Source organism: Okeania sp. SIO2B9 (assembly GCF_010672505.1).
Lineage (GTDB): Bacteria > Cyanobacteriota > Cyanobacteriia > Cyanobacteriales > Microcoleaceae > Okeania > Okeania hirsuta.
Genome location: NZ_JAAHGK010000636.1, coordinates 1 through 4,311, shown reverse-complemented (window position 1 = coordinate 4,311; position 4,311 = coordinate 1). Strand labels below are relative to the sequence as shown.

2 protein-coding genes are annotated in these 4,311 nt (G+C 34.9%); one reads left to right on the top strand and one right to left on the bottom strand.

Annotated elements, in window-relative coordinates; translation table 11 throughout:
- Positions 1-520: 520 nt before the first annotated feature.
- Complete coding sequence (mtnA, locus tag F6K13_RS20570; protein WP_124154527.1) at positions 521-1,567, top strand: S-methyl-5-thioribose-1-phosphate isomerase; 1,047 nt, start codon at positions 521-523, stop codon at positions 1,565-1,567.
- 427 nt (positions 1,568-1,994) lie between these two features.
- Here mtnA and F6K13_RS20565 read toward each other — a convergent pair whose 3' ends face one another.
- Positions 1,995-3,878: a serine/threonine-protein kinase gene (locus F6K13_RS20565; RefSeq protein ID WP_287288215.1), complete on the bottom strand. Its 1,884-nt coding sequence runs from the start codon at positions 3,876-3,878 to the stop codon at positions 1,995-1,997.
- Positions 3,879-4,311 lie beyond the last annotated feature (433 nt).

The following is a 4,311-nucleotide window of genomic DNA, read 5'->3' as shown; positions in this document are numbered from 1 at the left end:
TTGGCAACAAGTACAAGCATTCAGCGGTCAGCTATCAGCTATCAGCTATGAGTTATTAACTCATTATTTTGGTAGGAAGAATTAGACATCTCCTCCAAAAGAGGGATTCAACAATTAATAATTAATAATTAATTATTACCTCTCCTTTAAAACGGATAGGATTGACTAATCATGAAAATTTTTCTTTATTATGCCCTTCAAAGGGGAGGCTTTAAACCACAATTTTTGGTAAGGATTAGTAGGGGGAAAGAATTGATAATTTCTGTGGGATAATTAATTTTATTTTTTATCATTTTCTTTGTGGGTTTAATACCCCACCGTCTACACGGTGTTCAAAATTACTTGGGGTGAGAATCCATAAGTAATTTTCCTCCTGTCTCCTGTCTCCTGTCTCCTGTCTCCTTCTTCAATATTGGAGATGTCTATTTAAAATTACTATAATTGTTGGATTGCGCTGTGGCTTAACCCAACCTACTATTTATTTGAATTGGATATTATCTATGATACATGGGGAAAAATTATGATGTCTAAAATTACAGAGGTTAATCCGATTATTTGGCAAAATGACCGTGTTGTATTAATCGACCAAACTTGCCTACCAGGAGAATATAAAACTGTAGAAATTAATAACTCTACGGAGATGGCAAGAGCTATTAAAACAATGATAGTTCGTGGGGCACCAGCTATTGGTGTATCAGCGGCTTATGGAATGTATTTAGGGGCAAAAGAAATTTCTATAACTGATAGAAATGAGTTCTTAAAACAGTTAGAAGAAGTGGCTGTAATGTTACGACAAACTCGCCCAACTGCTGTTAATTTATTTTGGGCAATTGAACGAATGTTGAAAGTAGCAAATGAAACGAATAGCTCTGTAGAAGAAATTCAAACGGCTTTATTAGAAACTGCTAAAAATATTCAAGCAGACAATTTACAAACTTGTAAAAATATTGGCGATCGCGCAATAGAAGTTTTACCGACTTCTCCAGAAAAATTAAACATTTTAACTCACTGTAATGCTGGTGCTTTGGCGGGTACTGCAGTCTTAAATGTCTTTAGTTCAGCGTGGGGAGGGGGTAGACTAGGGAAAGTCTATGCGGATGAAACTCGTCCCCGTCTCCAAGGTGCAAAACTCACGACTTGGGAATGCGTGCAAGAAGGTATTCCTGTTACTTTAATAAGCGATAATATGGCTGCTCACTGTATGAAACAAGGTTTAATTCATGCTGTAGTAGTTGGAGCTGATAGAATTGCTGCTAACGGAGATACTGCTAATAAAATTGGTACTTATAGTTTAGCTATTGTTGCGAAGGCACATAATATTCCCTTTTTTGTGGCAGCACCTTTATCAACAATAGACTTCAAAATATCTGATGGTAGTCAAATACCAATTGAACAGAGAGATGCAGTGGAAATATATCAAGTAGGAGAAACACGCATTTGTCCGCAAGGAGTAGAATTTTATAATCCAGCATTTGATGTTACCCCTGCGGAATTAATTGCAGGAATTATGACAGAATACGGTACAGTTGCGCCGGGAGATTTGAAACAGTTTCAGGCTCAACTCTAAAGTATAGCAGAAGGAAAGGGGAAAAATTTGGCGTTGTCTAAGTTTTACTTTTGATATGTCCTAACTTTTCCTTCAACTACGCTCGCAGCTAGATTACACAATATTAAATTATTTTACTTGATCTTTTCCCAAAAATCCAGTTATTTTATCACTCCTAAACTTCCTAGTTGTACTATCAAATCTAGCTTCATCAAAACTTCATAATTTATTTTTGTATAAGTATGCACCTCAAAGCTTTATTTGGCAATTAATTCCACATTATCAAACGACTATTTTTTATTTTACTGGAAGACGTACCTGAAAATATTGAAAATATTAGGTAGGGTATGTCTCCTAATTTTAGCAGTTTTAATAGTTCTCTAAACCACGATCAATCAAAGTTTCAAATGTATTAAGTAAGCCTTACTTAAAGCACTGACTTACCCTTTTATTCACAACACCAAATTTTGACAGTATTGTAACTACTTCCACTCACAATTGTATTATCATAACCGCTAATTGCCACAGAATTTACATCCTTAGTATGGCCGTTCAAAGTCTTAATAACTTCTCCAGTTTCCATCTGCCAAATCTTAATAGTTTTATCTGCACTGCCACTAATTATTGTTTTTTTATCTAAACAAATTACAGACCTAACTAAATCTGAATGCCCAGTAATTGTTTTGATTAATTTACCTGTTTCTACAGACCATAATTTAATTGTTTTATCACTACTACCACTGACTAAAATTTTACCATCAGGACTAAAAGTAATTGTATTAATATCTCTACTATGTCCGATTAATTTATCTATCAAATTACCTGTTTCTACTTCCCATAATTTAATTACATTGTCACTACTACCACTAGCTAGAATTTTACCATCGGGGCTAAAAGCAACTACATTAATGCCACGAGAATTTTTGATGCTGTACAAAAGTTGACAAGTTTTTTGATGCCAAATTTTAATAGTCCGGTTGTCACTGCCACTGGCAATAAAATCTCCATTTGGGCTAAATACTACTGGCATTGAAACAATAGAATTAGAATGTCTGGATAAACTGCAACTTATGGTACCTGTAGCTAAATCCCAAATATTAATAATTCCACCAACATTACCAATAGCTAGGATATTACTTTTAGGATTAAAAGCAATTGATAAAACTATATTAGAAGCTATAAAAGAGTCTAATAATTCTCCTGTAGATAATTTCCATAATTTAATTGTACGGTCAAAACTACCACTAGCAATCATTTGATTATCTGGGCTAATAGCAACTGATGAAACTGAACTTAAATGACCGGAAATAGTTTGAGGTTTTCCCCAAGAATAAAGATGTAATCCTGGTACATAATTTGTATCTTTGAGAGAAATTTTTGGGAATGAAAATTGGAGTAAAGATTGTGTAGGTGGGGGTGGTAATTTCCCGTACTTCAAATCTTTTAAGACATCTGTAGCAGATTTATAACGTTTGTTTGTAGCTGCAGTAATTAATTTATCGAGAATATTTCCCAATTCTTTGCTAATCGGATTATCGATTAAATAATCTCGCCATACCCATTTATTTTCCCCAGTATCAAATAGTTTAAATGGAGAAATATTGGTCAGTAAATTGATACAGGTTACGCCTAAACTGTATAGGTCGCTGGCAAAATTTGCTCTACCTTTTAGTTGTTCTGGAGCTACATATTCGGGAGTACATAATATTGTGCCTGGTTTAAATATTGGAGTTCCAGTTAACTGTTTTGCTACATCAAAATCTACTAATACAAATTGACCTTTTATTCCTGCTTGATAAGCAGAATTTGATGGTAAACGACGAATTATATTTTCAGGTTTAATATCTTGATGAATAATGTTGTGGGAGTGAATAAATTCTAGCACTGGCAGCAGACTATTTAATAGTTCTCGAATTTGATATTCGGAAAATATTCCTTCTGTTTCTAAAACTTGAGCTAAGTTTTTTCCAGGTATAAATTCTTGGACTAAATATTGACAATAATCATCATGTAAATTTGCTAATAATTCAGCTATTTGGGGATGTTTTCCTAAAGTATCTAATTTTTCTGCTTCTTTTTCAAACAAAGCGATCCCTCTTTTTATATCTACTTCATTTTGTGAGATAAAATAAAATTGTTTAATTATACATGGTGGTTTAGAAGGTTTGTCTTGATCTACTGCTAAATAAGTTTTGCTGAAACCTCCTTGACCAATCATTTTAATGGCTCTATAGCGGTCTTTTAAAAGTAACATAGAACCACAAGGTAGACAAATTCTAGCTTCTGGTGGAGAATTAGGATTTTTGCAATTTTCTTTAAGGCAGTAATTCATCTTTTTTTTCTACTCTTCTAACGATAAAATTTAGTCAGTACATCTCGATAATTTATAGCAGTTTTCATTAACATCAAATACAGAGATTTTGCCTTAAAAGCAGAAGGCAGAGGGCAGAAGCGGTGCGATCCCGCGTCGGCGACAGACGCAAGCGGTCAGACCCCGCGATGACGCCAGTCGCAAGGGAATGCTGACCAAGAGAGGGAATGCGCACCAAGAGAGGCAGAAGGGAAAGAAAGGTTCAAAAGGATAAAGTTTTTGTTATCACTGATAATCCGGACACTATATAACCTATTTGCGTAGTGCTTTGAAGAAGGAGACAGGAGACAGGAGACAGGAGACAGGAGGAAAATTACATGGGGATTCGCTCCCCCAAGTAATGCGTGAACACCCCCGTTGACGGTGGGGTATTAAACCCACAAAGAAAATGATA